Here is a 21785-nt window from a genome sequence, read left to right as displayed (position 1 = left end):
AGGTGACCTTCGAGGGCCGGGAGGGCCCGGTGTTGGGGATCGTCACCAAGATCAACCGCAAGAGTGTGATCGTGTTGGCCGAGGATGGCACCAAGCAATACAAGGTCTCGCCGGAGTTATTGAGGCCACTACGTGACGTGAAGTAGGTCAACTACGTCGTGGAATGAACGCTTACCTTGCAGGAACAAACCCCCTGCCATGGTAAGATTTCCACTCTTCCCAAAGCGCCTCTTCTAGGGTGTTTTTGTCGCTCGCAATAAAATTATTCATGCTGACCAATTCGTTCCAAAGTTGCTTCGTCGCTCAACTCTGTTATCCATTGGCGACCGTAGTGTTTTTGCTGATCACTATCTTCTGACCAACCATTCAAGTAAGAGCGCCGCCGGGCGTCGTATGTCATCTTGTCCGCAGGGCTAGTAATCCCGGCTTTTCTCATCTCCTCCCTGAACCTTATTGTCAGCACATGATTGAACCAGTGCCGGAAAAGGTGTGGGTATATGTGCCCTACTCCCTTTACCTTTCGGAGCGCTACGACAATGTTATAAATCTGCTTTTCTGAAACTGGATTGCCAGATTGGGTCGTAAATAAGTATCCATGGCGGAAAGACTTTTCTTGTTCTCCTCGCTCCTTAATGTAGGCCAGCAGGCTTAGTTTCAGGTCAGGCTCTAGGTGGAGGGTGCGCTCGCTAGTCTTCGCATTCGGCTTTGATGGTCGTGGGTCGTCCGGATCATCCTGCTTACGCCGAACCTTGACGACCGAACGTCCGAAGTCAATCTCCCCAACCCACAGATTCGCAATTTCGCCACGCCTTAAACCGAGATCGAGCATCAGACGGATAATGCATTTATTTCTCAGCTTGTGCCGCTTGAATGGGTTAAGAGTTGAACCCGACTCAACTACCGATTCGATTAGGTTAAACTGCGCCTCATCAACATCCGTCTCTGCCTCTTTTTTCCGGGCCCTTGCCTTGCAGAACTGCTTTTTAAGGGAGTTCAGCGTATTCGATGCAATTGTCGCACTTTGAACTGATGGATGAAGGCGCTGAATAAGAAAGGCAATATATTCTGAAACGTACTTGCGGTCTGCGATTGTGTTTTTCGTTTCCCGATACTCATAGGAGGCTGGCAAGAGCTTAGCGCCCATTTCCAGCTTCTTCCGAGTCTCCTTCGAGTAACTCAAGAACTCCATTAACGAGGCCACCTCGTGCCGCTGCATCTCAATTCCGTCTTGAATGCGTCTGGAGACATCGATGCCCGCACAGATCTGCCACGACATGAAGCGCTTCAACGCATAATTGATTCGTTTGACAGTGTTTGCACTTTGGCCTCTGTTTCGAACATTAAGCGTTACGAACAAGTTCGGGTAGTAAAGCGGTATTCCTGAGGCGTCGACCAAAATTGAGCGGCGCTCTCCATTAGTAAACTTCCTGTCGACAACCTTCATCAACGCCCTATCTTTACTAAAGATCGATTGGAAGGTTATACCTTACGCTAAAGACCAAATGTTGACAAAACTTATGGAGACACCTTCTCCTCAACACGCCGATTTAATTGTACTTTATAGCTTAATCTTTACATTTTTAAATGTTAGGAATGTAACACTGGCACTGCCATTTCATCCAGAAACTGGAAGACGAACCCAACCTCGAATTCCGTGCCATTCACCGGGAATTGGAAACGCTCAAGCAGGGCCCCAACGATGGCGAACGGCTGGCGCGATGGGCGGAGGGGCAAACCGGCTGGCCGCTGGTGGATGCGGCCATGCGGGCTCTGCGGGAGACCGGCTGGATCAACTTCCGCATGCGCGCCATGCTGATGGCCGTGGCCAGCTACCAGCTCTGGCTGCACTGGCGCGATCCGGCCCTGCACCTGGCCCGCCTGTTCACCGACTTCGAGCCGGGCATCCATTACCCCCAGGCCCAGATGCAGAGCGGCCTGACCGGCATCAACGCCCTGCGCATCTACAACCCGGAGCTGCAGTCCCGCAAGCTGGATGCGAATAGCACCTTCATCCGCCGCTGGATTCCCGAGCTGGAAGGCGTGCCGGATGAGTTTATCCACAGCCCCTGGCACATGACCCGGGAGCAGCACGCACTTTATGGTGGACAGTTATACACAACGCCGATCTGTGACCATGAACAGGCCGCCCGCGAAGCCCGTCAGGCGGTGAGCGAGTTTCGCAAGAATCACGTCACACGGGCGGAAACCGACCGGGTCCTCAAGCGCCACGGCAGCCGCAAGGGCCCGCGCCAGAATCGGCCGAAGGTGCGAGGCAAGCAGCAGGACGACAGCAACCAGCTGTCACTGTTCGGTGATTAGGCCAGGAAGATGGCGACCATCACCGGGATATACGCCAGCGCAAACAGCGTGCTCAGCAGCGTGGTGCCCGCCGCCTGGCGCGGTGACGCCTCCAGCAGCGTCGCGATGACCACGGTATTGGCGGCAATCGGAGTGATGGAGACCAGGAAAATGGCCCGGTAGACCGCCTCGTCGTAGAAGCCGAACCAGTGACTGTCGGCCCACCAGAACAGCAGAGCCGCGACAGGCCAGACCACGAACTTGCCGAAGAAGGCGAGCCCGGTGAAGCGCACATTCCCCAACAGGCCCCGGAAATTCAGGATACTCATGCCCACGATCATCATCCCGAGAACGCTGTAGGCCCCACGCAGGTTGTCGAACAGGGGCTGGAACACGGCCGGTATGGCCACGTCACTGAGATTGAGCACGACACCCAGCAGGAACGCGTAAATGGCCGGCAGGCGGACCACCCGGGCCAGACAGTCCCGGGCGCTGTAGCGCCCTCGCCCGGCCAGGTAATAGCCCACGGAGTTCTCGAACAGCGTGGTGCCCAGCATGCAGACGATGTAGAGCGCCACACCCTCCTCACCGAACAGCAACAGCGCCACGGGAATGCCGAAGTAGCCGGTGTTCCCCGTGCCCACCGCCAGCGGGATGATGCTGGCCGTGCCGTCCGAAAGGATGCGCTTGCCGATGGCCAGGTGCAAAAGACTCACGCCGGTACAGAAACCGAACACGATCACCGGCATCAGCAGCACTTCCGGCGTCAGCGGCGCGGCCATGACCCCGGAGAAAATCACCGACGGCGTCACGATGTAGAGCATGATGCCGGCAATATGGCGACCACTGGCCTCCAGATAGCGCCCTGCAACCCAGCCCAGTGCCACGGTGATGTACAGCGGCAATAGCTTCACAAACAGGGACAGGACAACGGCCATGGGGCGGAACAACCTCTGGAAAACGGATTGAGTCACAGCGTGACGGGCAAAGGAGGACTAGCATAGAGTATTCAGACGACTGAGCCACCCCCGCTTACCCTGGACACTGTTCATGCTGTTAAAGATCGCCCGCGTTGCCAGCCTCCTGCTTTTCGTTCTCACTCTCCCCGCTGCCGCCGATACCCTGGCCAGCCCCGACGCCATCAAGCCCCAGACCCAGGCCTTCATGACGCAGGTGAAACAGGGCGAAGTGGCGGAAGCCTATGCGGGCCTTGCCCCCTACCTCGGCGTGCCCCGAAAGCCGTTCGATGCCTCCGCCAAGGAAGCCGACACCTACTTCCAGAAAGTCTTCGATCGCGCCGGCAAGACGGTGGGGACGTCGTTGGTCAAACGCGAAGCCATCGCCGACGACTTCTACCGGGAAACCTGGCTGCAGAAATTCACCGAGGCCGCCATGGCGTGGCAGTTCACCTTCTATCAGGCGGATCAGGGCTGGAAACTGGTGGGCATCAGTTACACCACGGACATTGAATCGCTCTATGCGCCTTATTAGCGCCGGCCGTTCCGATCACGACAGACAGTAACCAAACGCCCCCGGATGCGTTATAATGCGCGGCTTTCCGGGTGGCTCCGGCACCCCGAAAGTCCGGCGAAGGCCCTGCCCGCAGAGACCTCAGGTACGACCATTTAATACCTGACTATTTTACTCTGATATTGTACAATCCTCCCCCAGAAGACCCACCATAAGAACGACAAGGGCGTCAGCATCGACCGGGGAACCGATCACCGGCCGGTAACGTAACGCCTGTAGAAAACGGGGAAGGCAGATTTCCGGGCATGGCAACGGCCATGGCCAACACGCAAATAGAGCCTGCAGGCCATCTAACGTGCCTGCATCTGAGAGAGACGGAGCGACGATCATGGCGAACACCGACAAACAGGTGAACGAGCTGATCAAACGGGAATACGAACACGGGTTCGTGACCGAAATCGAAGCCGAAACGTTTGAGCCCGGCCTGAACGAAGACATCATCGGGCGCCTTTCCGCCATCAAGAAAGAGCCCCAGTTCATGCTGGACTGGCGCCTGAAAGCCTACCGTCGCTGGCTGGAAATGGACGAGCCGAACTGGGCGCATGTCGGCTACCCGAAAATCGATTACAACGCGATTTCCTATTACTCAGCGCCCAAGCGTAAAGAGGACATGCCCCAGAGCCTCGACGACGTCGATCCGGAACTCCTGAAAACCTACGAGAAGCTGGGTATCCCCCTGCACGAGCGCGAGAAGCTGGCAGGCGTTGCCGTTGATGCGGTTTTCGACTCGGTTTCTGTCGCGACGACGTTCAAGGAGCCGCTGGCCAAGGCCGGTGTCATCTTCTGCTCGATTTCCGAGGCGATCCAGGACTACCCGGAACTGGTGCAGAAATACCTGGGCTCCGTGGTACCGGCAGGCGACAACTTCTTCGCCGGTCTCAACTCGGCCGTCTTCTCCGACGGCACCTTCGTCTACGTGCCCAAGGGCGTGCGCTGCCCCATGGAGCTGTCCACGTACTTCCGTATCAACGCGGCCAACACCGGGCAGTTTGAGCGGACCCTGATCATTGCCGACGAAGGCAGCTACGTCAGCTATCTGGAAGGCTGCACCGCTCCCATGCGGGACGAAAACCAGCTGCACGCCGCCGTGGTGGAACTGGTCGCCCTGGACGATGCGCAGATCAAGTATTCGACCGTCCAGAACTGGTACCCGGGGGACGAGAACGGCAAAGGCGGGATCTTCAACTTCGTCACCAAGCGCGGCGCCTGCATTGGCAAGAACTCCAAGATCTCCTGGACGCAGGTCGAGACCGGCTCTGCCGTCACCTGGAAATACCCGAGCTGCGTGCTGCGCGGCGAGAACAGCGTGGGCGAGTTTTACTCCGTAGCGCTGACCAACAACTACCAGCAGGCGGACACTGGCACCAAGATGATTCATCTGGGCAAGAACACGTCCAGCACCATCATCTCCAAGGGGATTTCCGCCGGCCGCTCCAGCAACGCCTACCGCGGACTGGTCAAGTTCGGCCCCGGCGCTGAAGGCGCGCGCAACTTTACCCAGTGCGACTCGCTGCTGATCGGCGATCAGTGCGCGGCCCACACGTTCCCGTACATCGAGAGCAAGAACAAGGGCGCCATTGTCGAGCACGAGGCGACCACGTCCAAGGTGAGCGACGAGCAGATGTTCCTGTGCCGCCAGCGCGGTATCGATCCGGAACAGGCGGTCTCCATGATCGTCAACGGCTTCTGCAAGGAAGTCTTCAAGGAGCTGCCGATGGAATTTGCGGTCGAGGCCGGCAAGTTGCTGGAAGTCAGCCTCGAAGGGTCCGTAGGTTAATCAACGCCTGCTATCGCACACGCACACAGAATTCAGGAATTCAGAGAGAGACCATCATCCATGCTGAGCATTCGTAACCTGCACGCCGCCGTCGATGGCAAGGAAATCCTCAAGGGGATCGACCTGGAGATCAAACCGGGCGAAGTCCACGCCATCATGGGTCCGAACGGCTCCGGCAAGAGCACCCTGTCTGCGGTCCTGGCCGGCAACGAAGCCTATGAGGTCACCGAAGGTGACATCCTGCTGGACGGCGAGAATCTGCTGGAGAAGGAAACCGAAGAGCGCGCCCGCGATGGCATCTTCCTGGCGTTCCAGTATCCGGTGGAGATTCCCGGCGTCAGCAACCTGCAGTTCCTGCGCACCGCCGTGAACGCCATGCGCGTGCATCGCGGCCTGGACGAGCTCAGCGCGGTGGACTTCATGAAACTGGCCAAGGAAACCACCAAGCAGGTGGACCTGGACCCGGCGTTCCTCAAGCGCGGCGTCAACGAAGGTTTCTCCGGCGGCGAGAAGAAGCGCAACGAGATCCTGCAGGCGCTGCTGCTGGAACCGCGTCTGGCGATCCTGGACGAGACCGACTCCGGCCTGGATATCGACGCCCTGAAGGTCGTCGCCGACGGCGTCAACGCGCTGCGCTCCCCGGAGCGGGCGATCCTGATGGTCACCCACTACCAGCGCCTGCTGAACCACATCGTGCCGGATTTCGTGCACGTGCTGGCCGGCGGCAGGATCGTCAAGTCCGGCGGCCGCGAGCTGGCCCTGGAGCTGGAAGAGCGCGGCTACGGCTGGCTCGGCATCAAGGACAGCGACGAAGTCGAGGCCGGCTGAGGGGGGAGGTTATGATGAAAACAGCACCGACCCTGTCCAGCGCCTTCCTCGAAGCGGCGGCCGGCAAGCTACCGGCACCGCTGCAGGCCCTGCGCGCGCAGCGCGGCAAGGCCCTTGCGGACATGCCGCTGCCGACGCGCAAGACGGAAAACTGGAAATACTCCAGCCGCTACCTGAAGCTGACCGACGAACTGGCCGCCAGCCTGCCGTCCGGTCGCAACTCCGGCCCGGGCCTGGCAGTGGACGGCTATCACGTCGTGATCCACAACGGCGTACTGGTTCCGGAAGCCAGCGATTTCCCGGATGTGGACGGCATCGAGATCCGCAGTTTTGTGGACCTGGACGACGACACCGCCCAGCACCTGGCGGATCGTCTGGACAACACCCTGGACAACAACGCCGTGCAGATGGCGCGCCTGAATACCGCGCGCTTCGAGGACGGCCTGTATATCCGGCTGCGCCAGGATGCGGTCCTGGATCGCCCGTTGTTCGTCATTTTCGAAGCGGATGCGGAAGCGGCCGGTTCGGTCTATCCCCGCATCTACGTGGATGCCGGCGCGAACAGTCAGATGACCCTGGTGGAAGAATACATCTCCACCGGCGACCAGACAGCCCTGGTGGATGCGGTTACCGAGTTCAGCCTGGCGGATGGTGCCAACGTCACCAACGTGCGCCTGTCATTGGAAGGCGAGAACATCCATCACATCGGCGCCACCGGCGCCCGCCTGCTGGGCCACGCCCGGCTGGACAGCCACTGCGTCGGCTTTGGCGGCCCGCTGCGCCGTCACGACCTGCAGGTGCGCCTGGAAGCCCCGGGCGCCAACTGCCGCCTCAACGGCGTCGCCGTCACCCAGGACAAACAGCATTTCGACAACCACACCACCATTGAGCACGTGGCGCCGCACTGCGACAGCGAGGAAACCTATCGCAACATTGCCGCGGACGAGTCCCACGCGATCTTCAATGGCCGTATCCACATCCATAAGGATGCGCAGAAGTCGAATGCCAACATGAGCAACAAGAACCTGCTGCTCTCCACCGGTGCGGAAATCGACACCAAGCCGGAACTGGAAATCTACGCCGACGACGTGAAATGCGCCCACGGCGCCACCGTTGGTCAGCTCGACGAGACCGCCCTGTTCTACCTGGTGTCCCGCGGCATTGACCGCCGTGAAGCCAACACGCTGCTGAGCATGGCGTTCATCAACGAGCTCATCGAGCAGATTCCGGTGGAAGCCGTACGGGAAACCGTACAAGCGCGCCTGAACCGGTTTATCGAACAAGCGTTCGAAGGAGCCTGAACACCATGACGGATCTTGCGGCAGCCCAAAAAACCTTGGACGTGAACGCCGTTCGCAGGGACTTCCCGATCCTGGCCGAAACGGTCAACGGCAAGCCCCTGGTGTATCTGGACAATGGCGCCTCGGCCCAAAAGCCCGTTGCGGTCCTGGACGCCATGGAGCGCTATTACCGCGAGTGCCATTCCAACGTGCACCGCGGCGCCCACACCCTGGGTGACCGCGCCACGGCGGCATTCGAGGGCGCCCGCGAGACCGTCCGTCGCTTCATCAACGCAGCCAGCACCCGTCAGGTGATCTGGACCCGCGGCACCACCGAAGCGATCAACACTATCGCCAATGGTCTGGCCGACCGGCTGCAACCAGGTGACGAAATCCTCGTCAGCACCATGGAGCATCACGCCAACATCGTGCCCTGGCAGATGGTGGCCCAGCGCACCGGCGCCAAGGTGCTGCCGATCCAGGTCACACCCCAGGGCGAGCTGGATTTGGACGCTCTGGACAGCCTGCTGCAGAGCGATCGCGCCCGTATCCTCGCGGTGACGCATGTGTCCAACGTGCTGGGCACCGTGAACCCGGTTCGCGAACTGATCGCCAAGGCGAAAGCGAAAGGCGTGCTGACCGTGATCGATGGCGCCCAGGCCGTGCCGCACTACCGGCCCGACGTCCAGGCGCTGGACTGCGACTTCTATGCCTTCTCCGGCCACAAGCTGTTCGGCCCGACCGGCATCGGCGTGCTCTACGGCCGCGAAGCGCTGCTGGAAGAGATGGAGCCCTTCATGGGCGGGGGCGAGATGATCGAACGGGTCTCCTTCGAGCGGACCACCTGGAACACCCTGCCCTACAAGTTCGAGGCGGGCACACCACCGATCGCCGAGGCGGTCGGACTGGGCGCGGCCATCGACTATGTCGAGGGCCTGGGCCGCAACGCCCTGGAGACCGCCGAACAGGCCCTGCTGCAGCGGGCCAACGAATTGGTGGAGACCGTACCGGGCATGACCGTGATCGGCACCGCGAAAGAAAAAGTGCCGGTGCTGTCCTTTAAAATCGACGGTCTGCACCCCAGTGATATAGGAACCCTGCTGGACCAGCAGGGCATTGCAATCCGTACCGGCCATCACTGCGCCATGCCGCTGATGGAGTTCTTCTGTGTGCCGGGCACCGCTCGCGCGTCCTTTGCGTTCTACAACACGCTGGACGAAGTGGAGCAGTTCTTTGCGGCCCTGCAGAAGATCCAGCGACTGTTCGCAGAGTAAAACCAGATTGATTGCGGATTGAGACATCGGGAGGCGAAACATGACGGCTGAAACCTTTACCCCCAGCGTTGGCGTGACCCTGACACCGGCCGCCATCGCCCACGTGCGCAAGCAGCTCGCCAGTAAACCGGAGGCCCGCGGCATTCGCCTGGCCATCCGCAAGAGCGGCTGCTCCGGCTTCATGTACGAGACCGAGTGGGTGACCGAACAGGGCGACGACGATGCGATCTTCAATTTCGAGGACGTCGACGTCTATGTGGCCCGCAAGGATCTGCCCGTCGTCAACGGCACCGAAATCGACTTCATTCGGGAAGGCCTGAACTCCATGTTCCACTTCCGCAACCCGAATGCGACAGCCGAGTGCGGTTGCGGCGAAAGCTTCTCCATTTCCTGATTCACTGATTGACGAGGCGTATCCGATCCATGGCCGAACGCGAAGTTGTCCTGACCAAGCGCGAAGTTGAAGCCCGGCTGGTGCCTTCCGGCACCGAAATCATGATCCCGGCCGACACCTTCGTGACCATCACCCAGTCCCTGGGCGGCACCTTTACCGTGGCCGTCAACGGGAACCTGGCGCGGGTGGAAGGTCATGACGCGGATGCCCTGGGCAAGGAACCGCCCCAGAGCAGCTACGAGACCCCGGAAGACGGCACCGTCAACGAGAACCAGGTGTGGGAAGCCATGCGCAGCTGCTACGACCCGGAAATTCCGGTGAACGTCGTCGAACTGGGCCTGATCTACGACTGCCAGATCACCAACGACACGCCCGAGGGCAACCAGGTCTATATCCTGATGACCCTGACCGCCGCCGGTTGCGGCATGGGTCCGGTGATTACCGATGACGTCAAGCGCAAGGTGGAGCATGTACCGAACGTGGACAAGGTCACCGTGGAACTGACCTTCGACCCGCCCTGGAACAACGACATGCTGTCGGACGAAGCCAAGCTTGAGCTGGGGATGCTGTAGGCATTCCCTTGCACCACCGCCGCCGATGCGGTTCACTGCTCACCAAACCCGACCAACAATTCCCTGATCCGTTATGACTGCAGCCGCCCAACAATTCCTCGACAACCCGCTCGGCCAGGGCGTTACCCTCGATGACGTCAACGAAGCCTTCGAATTCCTGGACGACTGGGAAGAGCGCTACGCCTACATCATCGACCTGGGCAAGCAACTACCGGCCTTCCCGGACGATGAAAAGGTGGAAGAGAACTATGTGCACGGCTGTCAGAGCCAGGTGTGGCTGATCCACTACCTGGACCCGGACAGCGGTCGCCTGTTCCTGATGATCGACAGCGACGCCATGATCGTGCGCGGCCTCGCCGCGATCATCCTGATTGCCCTGAACGGCAAACTGCCGAGGGATCTGCTGTCCGTGGATGTGGACGAGCTGTTCGAGCGCCTGGACCTGTTCCGCCACATCTCGCCAACGCGCGGCAACGGCCTGCGGGCGATGGTCGGGAAGATTCGGGATATTGCCTCTAAGGAAGAGGCCGGGGCGTAAGCCAAGAAAACTTTCGATTGAGCCGAAGCTTTCGCGCATGAGCCAGGGCCCTGTCGGGCCCACCGAAGCTAAAGCGTCGGCTACATTTTCACCAGACTCCTCGCCCTCTCTCCAATTCACTACCCTGGTTCCAACTCGCCTATTGTCCCGCAGCCTGACATACCGCTACACCGTGTAGCCGACGCTTCAGCTTCGGAGCAGACCGCAGGTCTGCCCTTTCTCCCGCACGCCAACCAGCCCATCTGCGTTATCGCCATTCGCTTCGCGACTCGAGACTTCAATCCTGTACACACATTCGAGTGGCCCAATAAAAAGGGCCCCAATGAGGCCCTCCGAAGCTGAAGCGTCGGCCACATGCGTCACCAGATAATCGCAATATCGTCCCGCTGCAGATTCTTGATCCCGCCCTGCTCCGGCATCAGGCCACTGCTGAAATCCGGGTGCACGTGGTTTACGGTCATGGTGACTTCGGCATCGCGCAACTCTGGTGTCGTGCCCGGCGAATCGAAGAACTGGTAGCTGCGATAGAGCTGCAACTTGTCGCCCGGGCGTAGCCCCGCGGTGGCGCCGGAGCGCAGGTACACCTGCTGGCCATCGACGCGGCTGATCCGGGTGATGAACGGCTGGCAGGCCAGCGCCTGGTTCACCGCCTGCTCCATCTCCCCGATAACGGCGCTGACCGCCTTGCCATAGTCCGTGTTGTTGAACGCCGGGGAGCCGAAGCCTACAGCGGCCGTCATGTCCTCATCCCAGGTGCCGCTGGTGACGAAGCGCTTCTGGTAGACCGGCGAACCGCTGAAGCCGTCGTACACCATCAATTCAGCCACGAACTGCCGCTCCCGGTTCGCCGCTCCCAGACCGCGGGACATCCGGTCCAGGAGGGAGGTCCCCCAGGCGGTCGGATCGGCCAGGGACATGTCCCGGATCACACCGGTGACCACGAACTGCACGTCCAGCTCCTTCGCCAGTTGGATCACGTTGGTGAGACTGTTATCGAAACGCTGCTGCGTCGGCGCGTTGGCGATATCCGGGAAAAGCTGCACCTGGGTGGCACCGAACACCTGCACGGCGTTATCGTCCTGCAAACGGGCCAGCAACTGCTGCGGCAAGACTTCGCCGGCATCGCTGATGCGCCCCATCCGCGCATCGCCGGGATTGAGGATCGGGAAGCCGGTGATAGCCACCCGTTTGCGCAGGTGAGCCGCGTCGCGGGCGGCGCACTGCTGCCCCCGGGACATGTCGGCCTCGATCGTCAGTCGCAGCAGGTTACCGCGACGCTGCTCCTCGACCACCCGGACCTGACGCGCCCGGGCCCGGGAAGCCACCGTCAGGCGCGAATCGGTGAGTACCCCGTTCTCCATCGTGTCCTGACTGGAAACCTGCGCCTCATACTGCAACGCCGCATCCCTGAGGGCCGCGTTACGGGCCGCCTCACGGGCGGCATTCATGTCACCGTTCACGATGACGGCCTGCCCCGTTCCCTGCACCCAGGCGGCCGACGCCGCCCCGCTGAGCAGCAGCCCCACCAACAACAGAATGCCCCGACGCATGCCGATCACTCCAGGTAATAGAGGGAGCCGACGTTATCGCTGGCCACATCACCGCGACTGTCGTTGCCGGACGGCATGGGAATGGCACAACGCTCCGCCACCTCGCGGTCGTCGGACATCGCCACACAGGCCCGGAAGCGCGGCTCGAGCTTGAGCTCCATCACCGACTCCACCACACCGTCGCTGTGCTCGTTGACCGCCACCAACTTGGCACCGCGGATGTAGCTGTCCACATAGGCCCGGAAATTATCATTGTGCAGGACAAAGTCGCTGACCGTCGAACTGCCGTATATCACCGTCCCATAGACACGCTCGGCCAGTGCTCGGTAGGCATCGAGCTTCGAGGCCCGGCGCGCCAGCAGGCGCTTGCGGGTATCGAGGCGATCGTCGCTGTTCTCATAGGTGCCGAACCCGCTGACGCGAACCACGATCGGCTCCAGACGCTCCGGGTCAATGGACCGCCCCTGACCATCCGAACCCGAGGTGGCGCAACCGGCCAGACCGACGGCGGCGCAGCACAGGGTCATCAAAAAACGCTTCATTATCTTCTCCGGCTAAAACGCAGCTTTGCCGACTTCCATGAAAAAATCGCGCCAGAAGTGCCAACCCACTGTTGCCGAACGAATAATGCCGCCGGCACACAAAATACGGAACGGCGGGCGGCAAAGCCTGACCGCCCGGCACCCCTGGATCGCAAAAAGCCACGTCCCGTAACCGTCTGGTCACACAATCGGCGTGGCCATTGCTCTATAGTGCGAGCACTTCCGACAGAAAGGGAAGCTCGACACAGGAGCCCGACAGAGGCCCCCAAGCACAATAATGGGAGACAGTACCCAATGAAGCACACACGCCTAGTTCTGGCGATGGGCCTGACGGCCGCCGCCGGAACTGCAATTGCCGGGCCCCAGAGTTTTACCACCGCCCGTTCCTTTGCCATGGGAGGCACCGGTGTGGCCGTGGCGCAACCCGCGTCTGCCAACACCTCCAATCCGGCCATGATGGCCATGCAACAGCACGAATGGGCTGACGACTTCGGCCTGATCCTGCCCTCGATCAACGCCCGCGCGGCCGACGACGAGAAGGTCGTCGACCAGATCGACGACATCCAGGACACCATCGACCGCATCAACCAGCAGGCCGACGCATCGGACTACAGCGGCATCCGGCAAAGTGCCGATCGACTGCAGAACCAACTGATCGAGCTCAACCACGACACCATGCGCGCCGACGCCGGCGTGGGTATCAGTCTTGCCGTCCCGGCATCGTCGATCTCCGTTGGCGTGTTCACCGACGCCACCCTGCGGGCCACCGGTCGCGGCAACGTCGCCGACAGTGACCTGGCCCTGCTGGAAGCGATCGAGAACGATCCAACCCTCGCCGCCGGCATTGGCGACATCGGCGACCAGCTCAACTCCGACGGCACCGTGATTGCGGCAGCCATGGGTGAAGTCGGCGTCAGCTTCGCCAAGGCGCTCGAACTGCAGAACAACAACACCCTGTCCATCGGTTTCTCCCCCAAGTATGTCCAGCTGCGCACCTTCGAGTACCGGCAGCGGGTCAGCGACTTCGAAGACGACGACTTCGATGCCGGTGAGAACGGAACCAGGAAGGACGGCTTCAACGCCGACGTGGGCGCCGCCTACCGCTTTGGCAAGCGCCAGCAGTGGACCGCCGGCCTGAGCGTGCGCAACGTGATCCCCATGGAGCTGGACTCGAAGTCCGGCCGTACCTACGAACTGGATCCGAAAGCATCCGTCGGCATCGCCCATCGCAGCAGCATGCACGTCCTGACGGCCGAAGCGGACCTGACCAGGAACAAGGCCTTCGGCTATGGGGATGACACCCAGTGGGTCGCCCTCGGTGCCGAGTTCGACGCCTTCCGGACCGTCCAGTTGCGCGCCGGCGTGCGCCGTAACCTGGCCAGCAACGACGACAACGACGGCATCGAGGAAACCACCCAGTACACCTTCGGCCTGGGCTTCTCGCCGTTTGGTGCCCACCTGGAGCTCGCCGGCCTGTTCAGCGACACCGAGGTCGGCGCAGCCGTGGAGCTCGGCGCCGCCTTCTGATCGTCACAGCCGATCTTGTACCCGGACAGCACCAGCGTCATTTCCGGCGCCGGTGTTGCTCCTTCCCGATTCGATCCTGATAATCGCGGTATCGAAGATTCAGGATCAGGCATGGACATCTATCTCGTAGGCGGCGCCGTACGCGACGCATTGTTGGGTCTGCCGGTGAAAGACCGGGATTGGGTCGTGGTGGGCGCCACGCCGGAGGACATGATCCAGCACGGCTTCCGCCAGGTAGGCGCGGACTTTCCGGTCTTCCTCCATCCCCAAAGCAACGAGGAATACGCCCTGGCCCGCACCGAGCGCAAACGCGGCCACGGCTATCACGGCTTCGCTGTCCACAGCGCACCCGACGTCACCCTGGAAGACGATCTTCGCCGCCGCGACCTGACCATCAATGCCATGGCCCGGGCCGAAGACGGTACTGTCGTCGACCCGTTCAACGGCCAGCAGGACCTCGAAAAGCGCCTGCTGCGGCATGTCTCCCCGGCGTTCGCCGAAGATCCCCTGCGCATCCTGCGAGTGGCCCGGTTCGCCGCCCGGTTTGCACCGATGGGCTTTTGCATTGCCGACGAAACCCGGGCACTGATGTGTGCCATGGTCGATGCCGGCGAGGTGGAACACCTGGTCCCGGAGCGGGTCTGGCAGGAAGTGCAGCGAGCCCTGCAGGAGGCCTCACCGACGGTTTTCTTCAATGTCCTGCAGGACTGCGGCGCGCTGGCGGTCCTGATGCCGGCACTGGCCCAGGTCATGGAGCTGGAACCCGCTCCGCTCGCCCTTCGCGCCCTGCAATCCGCCAGCGAACTCAGCAACTCGCTGGCGGTCCGCTTTGCCGCACTGGCCGGCAGCCTGGACGAGGCCTCCGTCGAGGGCCTGTGTGATCGCCTGAAAGTACCAAACGATTGCCGTGCCCTGGCGACGCACCTTGCCGCCAGCGTGGACGACCTTTTGGGCGAGGCCCGCCATGATCCGGGACTGTTACTGGCCATACTCGACCGCTGCGATGCCTGGCGGCGGCCCGAGCGTTTCGGCGAGTTGCTGGTGGCCGCCCGGGCGGTTGCCCTGGCCCGCCACGTGGATTTCAACCCCCTACCGATCCAGGACATCCTGCGAGCCGCCAAGGCCGTCGATCCCCGTACGCTGATGGACGAGGGCTATCAGGGCAAGGCCCTGGGCCAGGCCATCCGGCGTCGACGCTATCTAATTATCAGCGACAGCCTGGGCCTGGATAACCCTCCCGGAGTCGAGCCATGAACCCGCCGGTTTTCGTCGGCAATTCGGTTACAATGCCAGCACAAAGCCTATAAATGGAGTGAGCATCATGCGTGACGTCGTTATTGCAGCCGCCCGCCGGACCGCCGTGGGCACCTTCGGTGGCGGTCTTTCCAGCCTGCGCGCCGATCAACTGGGTTCTGCCGTGATCAAGGCCCTGCTGGAGGAAACCGGGATTGCCGGTGAGCAGGTCGACGAGGTGGTTCTCGGTCAGGTCCTGACCGCCGGCTGCGGCCAGAACCCGGCACGCCAGGCCGCCGTCAACGCCGGTCTGCCGGACGGCGTTCCGGCCCTGACCATCAACAAGGTCTGCGGCTCGGGCCTCAAGGCTGTCCACATGGCCGTCCAGTCCATCCGCTGCGGCGACGCCGACCTGATCATTGCCGGCGGCCAGGAAAGCATGAGCCAGGCACCCCACGTGCTGCCCAACAGCCGCAACGGCCAGCGCATGGGCGACTGGAAACTGGTGGACACCATGATCAACGATGGCCTGTGGGACGCCTTCAATGGCTACCACATGGGCATAACGGCCGAGAATATAGTAGAAAAATACAGCATCTCCCGCGAAGAGCAGGACATGTTCGCGGCAGCATCCCAGCAGAAAGCGGCCGCGGCCCGCGCAGCCGGTGTATTCGACGGCCAGATCGTGCCGGTCACGATCCCGCAACGCAAGGGCGACCCCCTGCTGGTGGACAAGGATGAAGGCCCACGCGACGGTGTGACCGGCGAAAGCCTCGCCAAGCTGAAGCCGGCCTTCCGGAAGGATGGCACCGTTACCGCCGGCAACGCGTCGTCCATCAACGATGGCGCCGCCGCGGTCGTGGTCTGCAGCGCCGAGAAAGCCCAGGCCCTGGGACTGACGCCGCTGGCGACCATCCGCGCCCACGCCAGTGCCGGCGTCGATCCGCAGATCATGGGCACCGGCCCCATCCCGGCCACCCGCCTCTGCCTGGAACGGGCCGGCTGGTCTGTCGACGATCTCGACCTGATCGAAGCCAACGAAGCGTTCGCCGCCCAGGCCATCTCCGTTAACCGCGACCTGGGCTGGGACACCGGCAAAGTCAACGTCAATGGCGGCGCGATTGCCCTGGGCCACCCCATCGGTGCATCCGGCTGTCGCATCCTCGTCACCCTGTTGCACGAAATGCAACGCCGGGACGCGAGGAAAGGCCTGGCCACCCTGTGCATCGGTGGCGGCATGGGCGTCGCACTGGCGGTCGAACGCTAGGCGGCGTCTCGCTCAGGATGCCGGCAGCACACCCGCTGCCGGCATCCATCCGCCCTTATCCCGATCAACCGCTTCCTCATGTCAGACCGGCTATCCACGAACGTCACCGGATCGTTCATTATCGCCACTCTGCCTAAAAAACATCCAGAATGATCAATTAACGTCTATACGTAGTTACCGACTTATGGTACAACCGCACCCCCTCGCCAGATGAGCGATTCCGGCGAGTAACGGTGATGTCCGACACTGCCGGATCGACTCAGGGAATGAAAAACTCGGGAAAAGAATAATTTGGGTAGACAGATATCCTGGCCCGCTTCGTGTAGGCTATGCGGCCAAATAAAAACGGACACCCGTAACAGACGTCAATAGAGAGATTTGCACATGAAAATTGGCATCCCCAAGGAATGCCATCCCGGCGAAAACCGGGTGGCAGCAACGCCGGCGTCCGTCGGCAAGCTGATAAAGCTTGGCCATACGGTCGTTGTGGAAACCGGCGCAGGCGACGCCGCGAAGTATCATGACGATGCATATCGCGAAGCCGGCGCCGAGATTGCGGCAAACGCACGCGACCTCTGGTCTGAGGCCGAGTTCATCCTGAAAGTCCGCGGTCCGACCTACAACAAGGAGGCCGATCTGGACGAGACCAGCCTGGTCAAGGACAACAGCTACCTGCTGAGCTTCCTGTGGCCGGCCCAGAACCCGGAACTGCTGGAGACGCTGGCGTCCAAGAACGTCTCTGCCTTCTCCATTGACGCCCTGCCCCGTATCAGCCGGGCCCAGAAGATGGACGCCCTGAGCGCCATGGGCAACATCGCCGGCTATCGCGCGGTCGTCGAGGCCTCCAACCGCTTTGGCCGTTTCTTCACCGGCCAGGTGACGGCTGCCGGCAAGGTACCGCCCGCCAAGGTCATGGTCATCGGTGCCGGCGTTGCCGGGCTGGCGGCGATCGGTGCCGCCCGCAGCATGGGCGCCATCGTGCGCGCGTTCGATACCCGGCTGGAAGTCAAGGAGCAGGTGGAAAGCATGGGCGCCGACTTCCTGGAGCTGGACTTCGAGGAAGACGGCAGCGGCAGCGGCGGCTACGCCAAGCAGATGAGCAAAGAGTTTATCGAGGCGGAAATGGCCCTGTTCATGGAACAGGCCAAGGAAGTCGACATCATCATCACCACCGCCCTGATCCCGGGCAAGCCGGCCCCGCGCCTGATTACCGCCGACATGGTTCGCGCCATGAAGCCGGGCGGCGTGGTCGTGGATCTGGCCGCCGAACAGGGTGGCAACTGCGAGCTGACCCAGCCTGGCGAAGTGGCCGTGGAAAACGGTGTCAGCATCGTGGGCTACACCGATCTGCCCAGCCGTATGGCGAGCGTCTCCTCCGATCTGTACGCCACCAACTTGTGGCACCTGCTGGGTGAGCTGACGCCTGAGAAAGACGGCGAGATCAAGGTCAACATGGAAGACACCGTCATCCGTGGCGTGACCGTGACCCACGAAGGCAAGGTCACCTGGCCGGCCCCGCAGCCGGAGAAGCCGGCCCCCAAACCGGCCCAGCCGAAAGCGGCCGCACAGCCGGCCGGCGCCGAGGCCGAAAGCGGCAAGTCCGGCACCAAGGCGTTCTGGAAAGGCGCCCTGCTGGTGGCGACGGCCGCCGCCCTCTACGGCATTGGTGCCTACGCACCGACGTCCTTCCTGTCCCACTTCACGGTCTTTGTGCTGGCCTGCTTTGTCGGCTGGCAGGTGATCTGGAACGTGACAGCATCGCTCCATACCCCTCTCATGAGCGTGACCAACGCCATCAGCGGCATCATCGTGATCGGCGCGATCCTGCACCTGGCCCAGGCGCAGAATCTGGTCATCGGCATCCTGGCTTTCTTCGCCGTGCTGATTGCCTGTATCAACATTGGTGGGGGCTTCCGCGTCACCTACCGCATGCTCAAGATGTTCCATAGGTAAGGGGAGCGACCATGTCACAAGGATTGATTACAGTTGCCTACGTGGCCGCTAGTGTCCTGTTTATTCTGAGCCTGGGTGGCCTGAGCCACCAGGAGACCGCCCGTCGCGGTAACGTCTACGGCATTGCCGGTATTCTCATCGCCATCGCCGCCACCATGGCCGGCATGGGCGCAGGCTGGATGATGACCCTGGTGGCGATCGCCATCGGTGGCGCCATCGGCATCGTTATCGCCAACAAGGTGGAAATGACCCAGATGCCCCAGCTGGTGGCCCTGCTGCACAGCTTCGTGGGCCTGGCGGCGGTCCTGGTCGGTTTCGCCGGCTTTGTCGAGCCGCTGGTCGAGACCCACGGCGCCGAACACACCATCAAGCTGGTGGAAGTGTTCGTCGGCATCTTCATCGGTGCGGTGACCTTCACCGGCTCCCTGATCGCCTGCGGCAAGCTCGATGGCCGCATCGCCAGCAAGGCGCTGACCCTGCCGGGTCGTCACCTCATGAACCTGATCATCATCGCCGCCTGTATTGGCCTGGGTGGCTGGTTCCTGACCACCGACAGCACGGTCGAAGGCCTGATGGCCCTGGCCATCATGACCGCCCTGGCGGCGATCCTGGGTATCCACCTGATCATGGCCATCGGCGGTGCCGATATGCCGGTCGTGGTCTCCATGCTCAACAGTTACTCCGGTTGGGCAGCGTCCGCAATCGGCTTCATGCTGGGCAATGACCTGCTGATTGTCACCGGCGCCCTGGTGGGCAGTAGCGGTGCGATCCTGAGCTACATCATGTGCAAGGCGATGAACCGCTCCTTCGTGAGCGTCATCCTGGGCGGCTTCGGCCAGACCAGCTCCAGCTCCGCTGCGGTGGACGGCGACCTGACCATCCAGGAAACCTCCATCGACGAAGTGGCGGACGAGCTGCGCAACGCCGATTCGGTCATCATCGCACCGGGTTACGGCATGGCGGTGGCCCAGGCCCAGAACGCGGTCAGCGAGATCACCCAGTACCTGCGCAAGCGTGGCACCAACGTGCGTTTCGCGATCCATCCGGTTGCCGGCCGTCTGCCGGGGCACATGAACGTGCTACTGGCCGAGGCGCATGTCCCCTATGACATCGTGCTGGAAATGGATGAGATCAACGAAGACTTCCCCGAGACCGACGTGGTCCTGGTGATCGGTGCCAACGACACCGTCAACCCGAGCGCCGCCGAGGATCCGGGCAGCCCGATTGCCGGCATGCCGGTACTGGAAGTCTGGAAAGCGCGCCAGGTCGTGGTCCTCAAGCGGGGCATGTCCGCCGGTTACTCCGGTGTGGAAAACCCGCTGTTCTTCAAGGAGAACACCCACATGCTGTTCGGCGATGCCCACGAGAGCACCAGCCGCCTGCTCAGCAACCTGACCTCAGGCGACTGATAGAGCCGCCTCAGAGAGGCCGTGTGGGAACGTCGCGAACGCGGCGGTGCTCACACGGTCTTCTCAGATACCCCCTTTGAACCCGACCTGACGCCAGGCCTCATAACACACGACAGCCACCGCGTTGGACAGGTTCAGACTGCGGGAGGTGTCGCACATGGGCAGGCGCAACGCCTGCTCGATAGCAGAACCGCCGCGGATGTCCGCGGGTAGACCGGCGGTTTCGCTGCCAAACAGCAGACAATCCCCCGCCTCGAATTCCACGTCACTGTAATGGGCACTGGCCTTGGTCGTCAGGGCATAGATCCGCCGGCCCGGGTTTCTCGCCAGGAAGTCCTCAAAGTCCCGGTAGCGGCTCACGTTCGCCAGGTCGTGATAGTCCAGCCCCGCCCGCTTGAGCTTGCGTTCCTCGAAGTCAAAACCCAGCGGTTCGATCAGGTGCAGCCGGAAGCCGGTATTGGCGGCCAGGCGGATGATGTTGCCGGTGTTGGGCGCAATCTGGGGTTCGTGCAGGACGATATGGAACATGGCGACTCTGGAGCGTTTGCTGACGGCCGTAGTGGCCGGGATTTACCAAAGGCCCAAAGATACGCCAACGGCTGCGCGTTGGGAAACGAGAGCGTCAGTATGGAGCCGGGAAAGAAGAGGATTCGGGGAAAGGATACGGGGCCGACCGGACAGCCGGTCCCCGAAAGGCAGGCTCAGTGCTTCTGTTCTTCAGCAGCCTGACTGGCCGCCTCTTCCTGCTGGCGCTTGAGCGCCTGGGCATAGATCGCGTCGAAGTTCACCGGCGCCAGCATCAAGCCTGGGTAGCTGCCCTTGTTGACGATGGTATCGATGGACTCGCGGGCGTACGGGAACAGGATGGTCGGGCAGTAGGCGCCCAGCATCTGACCCAGTTGCGGCCCTTCGATGCCCTTGACCATGAATACGCCCGCCTGCTGGATTTCGACGATGTAAGCGACTTTCTCGTCGATCTTGGCGGTGATCGTCATGGACAGGACCACTTCGTACTGGTTGTCGCTGACCTTGGTGTGGGCGGTGTTCAGGTCCAGGTTGACCTGCGGCTGCCACTGCTCCTGGAAAATGGTCGGCGCATTCGGCGACTCGAACGACAGGTCCTTGATGTAGATACGCTGCAGCGCAAACTGGGGCTGATCCGCGTTTGCGTTTTCGTTGCCTGCTGCCTGCTGGTTCTCAGCCATTTTCATTCCTTCCGGTTCTTGTCTGGGAGAACGCCCGGGCGCCCTCCGGTCTGATTATTGTGAGCGGGTTCCGCAAGAGGGCCTCACTATACCCGCTGTCAGGGGATACCGATGTGAAACAGTGCGCCAAGTGGGCGGGGAATTCAACTGGCGCACCCGGGGGATTACTTCTTTTTGCGCTTCAGCGGCAGATTGCTGCCCTGCCACTCGGAAATACCGCCGGCCAGACGCACGACGTCGCTGAAACCGGCCTCGTTCAACTGCTTGACCGCAGTCGCGGAATGCTGGCCCATCTTGTCCGCTACGATGATCTGCTTGCCCTCGTGCTTCTTGAGCTCGTCCATCCGCTCCTTGAGGGAGTTCAGCGGAATATGCAGGGAACCCACGATATGACCCGTGCTGTATTCCTTCTTCTCGCGAATGTCGACCACTACGGCCTCGTCCCGGTTGAGCAGGCCGATGGCCGACTGGGCGGTGATCTTCTTGCCTCCGCGACGCATCTCCAGCAGGGCCAGCGCCACCAGCATCAGGATAAAAAGCGTGGCGAGCACGTAATGATTGGCAATAAATTCGGGGAGTCTTTCCAGAAAGTTCATCAGTACAACCTG

At 61.6% G+C, this 21785-nt stretch carries 20 protein-coding genes and 1 pseudogene; 14 read left to right on the top strand and 7 right to left on the bottom strand.

Translation table 11 applies throughout. From position 1 onward, the window contains the following. Positions 1-262: 262 nt before the first annotated feature. Positions 263-1444 carry a site-specific integrase gene (locus tag EZI54_RS15785; RefSeq protein WP_131482844.1) on the bottom strand — a complete coding sequence of 394 codons (1182 nt, stop codon included), beginning with the start codon at positions 1442-1444 and terminating at the stop codon, positions 263-265. 167 nt (positions 1445-1611) lie between these two features. On the opposite strand from EZI54_RS15785, the pseudogene EZI54_RS15780 reads away from it, so the two are divergent. Continuing rightward, a pseudogene (locus EZI54_RS15780) lies at positions 1612-2319 on the top strand (FAD-binding domain-containing protein); the annotation flags it as partial. On the opposite strand, the gene EZI54_RS15775 reads toward EZI54_RS15780, so the two are convergent. Next, positions 2316-3236: an AEC family transporter gene (locus EZI54_RS15775; RefSeq protein WP_131482842.1), complete on the bottom strand. Its 921-nt coding sequence runs from the start codon at positions 3234-3236 to the stop codon at positions 2316-2318. The pseudogene EZI54_RS15780 and the gene EZI54_RS15775 sit on opposite strands and share 4 nt — an antisense overlap. A 112-nt stretch (positions 3237-3348) precedes the next feature. Here EZI54_RS15775 and EZI54_RS15770 point away from each other — a divergent pair, with 112 nt between their 5' ends. The 8 genes from EZI54_RS15770 to EZI54_RS15735 all read left to right on the top strand — a co-directional run bounded on the left by EZI54_RS15770 (position 3349) and on the right by EZI54_RS15735 (position 10491). Next, positions 3349-3789 carry a hypothetical protein gene (locus EZI54_RS15770; protein WP_131482841.1) on the top strand — a complete coding sequence of 147 codons (441 nt, stop codon included), beginning with the start codon at positions 3349-3351 and terminating at the stop codon, positions 3787-3789. A 367-nt stretch (positions 3790-4156) separates the two neighbouring features. Continuing rightward, on the top strand, positions 4157-5605 hold the full coding sequence (gene sufB / locus EZI54_RS15765; protein ID WP_131482840.1) for a Fe-S cluster assembly protein SufB: 1449 nt from the start codon (positions 4157-4159) through the stop codon (positions 5603-5605). Positions 5606-5665: 60 nt separating this feature from the next. Continuing rightward, positions 5666-6433, top strand: a complete 768-nt coding sequence (gene sufC / locus EZI54_RS15760; RefSeq protein WP_131482839.1) for a Fe-S cluster assembly ATPase SufC — start codon at positions 5666-5668, stop codon at positions 6431-6433. Between the two features lie 14 nt (positions 6434-6447). Beyond that, on the top strand, positions 6448-7734 hold the full coding sequence (gene sufD / locus EZI54_RS15755) for a Fe-S cluster assembly protein SufD (protein WP_131482838.1): 1287 nt from the start codon (positions 6448-6450) through the stop codon (positions 7732-7734). Positions 7735-7739: 5 nt separating this feature from the next. Further along, on the top strand, positions 7740-8987 hold the full coding sequence (locus tag EZI54_RS15750; RefSeq protein WP_131482837.1) for an aminotransferase class V-fold PLP-dependent enzyme: 1248 nt from the start codon (positions 7740-7742) through the stop codon (positions 8985-8987). Positions 8988-9027: 40 nt separating this feature from the next. Then, entirely contained in the window at positions 9028-9381 is a 354-nt protein-coding gene (locus tag EZI54_RS15745) for a HesB/IscA family protein (RefSeq protein WP_123635395.1), read from the top strand. 29 nt (positions 9382-9410) lie between these two features. After that, on the top strand, positions 9411-9953 hold the full coding sequence (gene sufT, locus EZI54_RS15740; protein ID WP_131482836.1) for a putative Fe-S cluster assembly protein SufT: 543 nt from the start codon (positions 9411-9413) through the stop codon (positions 9951-9953). Between the two features lie 73 nt (positions 9954-10026). Continuing rightward, positions 10027-10491, top strand: a complete 465-nt coding sequence (locus EZI54_RS15735) for a SufE family protein (protein WP_131482835.1) — start codon at positions 10027-10029, stop codon at positions 10489-10491. Positions 10492-10850: 359 nt separating this feature from the next. Here EZI54_RS15735 and EZI54_RS15730 read toward each other — a convergent pair whose 3' ends face one another. Both EZI54_RS15730 and EZI54_RS15725 read right to left on the bottom strand, forming a co-directional pair. Beyond that, a complete protein-coding gene (locus EZI54_RS15730; RefSeq protein ID WP_131482834.1) occupies positions 10851-12041 on the bottom strand; it encodes a flagellar assembly protein T N-terminal domain-containing protein in 1191 nt (396 codons plus the stop codon). 5 nt (positions 12042-12046) lie between these two features. Beyond that, positions 12047-12583 carry an LPP20 family lipoprotein gene (locus EZI54_RS15725; protein WP_131482833.1) on the bottom strand — a complete coding sequence of 179 codons (537 nt, stop codon included), beginning with the start codon at positions 12581-12583 and terminating at the stop codon, positions 12047-12049. Between the two features lie 294 nt (positions 12584-12877). Between EZI54_RS15725 and EZI54_RS15720 the strand changes: the two genes are divergently transcribed. The 5 genes from EZI54_RS15720 (at position 12878) to pntB (ending at position 19972) form a co-directional block, all read left to right on the top strand. Beyond that, entirely contained in the window at positions 12878-14110 is a 1233-nt protein-coding gene (locus EZI54_RS15720; RefSeq protein ID WP_131482832.1) for a conjugal transfer protein TraF, read from the top strand. A gap of 111 nt (positions 14111-14221) precedes the next feature. Further along, positions 14222-15364, top strand: a complete 1143-nt coding sequence (locus tag EZI54_RS15715; protein WP_131482831.1) for a multifunctional CCA addition/repair protein — start codon at positions 14222-14224, stop codon at positions 15362-15364. Between the two features lie 67 nt (positions 15365-15431). Beyond that, positions 15432-16610, top strand: a complete 1179-nt coding sequence (locus EZI54_RS15710; protein ID WP_131482830.1) for an acetyl-CoA C-acetyltransferase — start codon at positions 15432-15434, stop codon at positions 16608-16610. A 384-nt stretch (positions 16611-16994) separates the two neighbouring features. After that, positions 16995-18563 carry a Re/Si-specific NAD(P)(+) transhydrogenase subunit alpha gene (locus tag EZI54_RS15705; protein WP_131482829.1) on the top strand — a complete coding sequence of 523 codons (1569 nt, stop codon included), beginning with the start codon at positions 16995-16997 and terminating at the stop codon, positions 18561-18563. An 11-nt stretch (positions 18564-18574) separates the two neighbouring features. Further along, complete coding sequence (gene pntB, locus EZI54_RS15700) at positions 18575-19972, top strand: Re/Si-specific NAD(P)(+) transhydrogenase subunit beta (protein ID WP_131482828.1); 1398 nt, start codon at positions 18575-18577, stop codon at positions 19970-19972. Positions 19973-20035: 63 nt separating this feature from the next. Here pntB and EZI54_RS15695 read toward each other — a convergent pair whose 3' ends face one another. The 3 genes from EZI54_RS15695 to EZI54_RS15685 all read right to left on the bottom strand — a co-directional run bounded on the left by EZI54_RS15695 (position 20036) and on the right by EZI54_RS15685 (position 21764). Then, a complete protein-coding gene (locus tag EZI54_RS15695; RefSeq protein ID WP_131482827.1) occupies positions 20036-20500 on the bottom strand; it encodes a tRNA (cytidine(34)-2'-O)-methyltransferase in 465 nt (154 codons plus the stop codon). A gap of 173 nt (positions 20501-20673) precedes the next feature. After that, the gene (secB, locus tag EZI54_RS15690; RefSeq protein WP_131482826.1) at positions 20674-21177 is read right to left on the bottom strand and encodes a protein-export chaperone SecB; all 504 of its coding nucleotides are present in this window, start codon (positions 21175-21177) and stop codon (positions 20674-20676) included. Positions 21178-21341: 164 nt separating this feature from the next. After that, a complete protein-coding gene (locus tag EZI54_RS15685) occupies positions 21342-21764 on the bottom strand; it encodes a rhodanese-like domain-containing protein (RefSeq protein WP_131482849.1) in 423 nt (140 codons plus the stop codon). Between the last annotated feature and the right edge of the window lie 21 nt (positions 21765-21785).

The organism is Marinobacter halodurans (assembly GCF_004327985.1).
Taxonomy (GTDB): Bacteria; Pseudomonadota; Gammaproteobacteria; order Pseudomonadales; family Oleiphilaceae; genus Marinobacter_A; species Marinobacter_A halodurans.
The sequence above is the reverse complement of the archived record's forward strand: the minus strand, read 5'-3'. Positions and strand labels throughout refer to the sequence as shown.